This is a genomic window from Ideonella sp. B508-1, assembly GCF_000333615.1.
Lineage (GTDB): Bacteria > Pseudomonadota > Gammaproteobacteria > Burkholderiales > Burkholderiaceae_C > Ideonella.
In genome coordinates this window covers 1-325 of sequence record NZ_BADL01000015.1, presented here as the reverse complement: position 1 = coordinate 325, position 325 = coordinate 1, and the positions used below count along the sequence as shown (strand labels likewise).

The following is a 325-nucleotide window of genomic DNA, read 5'->3' as shown; positions in this document are numbered from 1 at the left end:
CGTTTCCGGCACCGCCGCCGCGGCCCTCGCGGCCGGAGGCCTGCGGCCTGCGCCACCTGGCCCTGCGCGTGGCCGCGTTGGCGCCCTGGGTGGACCACCTGCAGGCCCACGGGGTGGCGGTGGAGGCGGTCAGGGTGGACGCCTTCACCGGCCGGCGCTTCACCTTCTTCGCCGACCCCGACGGCTTGCCGCTGGAGCTGTACGAAGAAGGGCGCTGAGCGGCCGACCGGGGCCGGGCTCGGCGTGGGTGAAGGCATGCCTCTCGCGCATGTGACGCGTGCGCCAATGTCGTTTGCGCGGCGGCCGGGTGGGCTCTTAGCATTCA

1 protein-coding gene is annotated in these 325 nt (G+C 74.2%); it reads left to right on the top strand.

Annotation, left to right across the window (positions count from 1 at the left end; all coding sequences use genetic code 11):
• Window positions 1–218 (top strand): VOC family protein (locus I73_RS00925; RefSeq protein WP_022978899.1); only part of this gene is annotated, 218 nt, incomplete at its 5' end.
• Window positions 219–325: the final 107 nt, after the last annotated feature.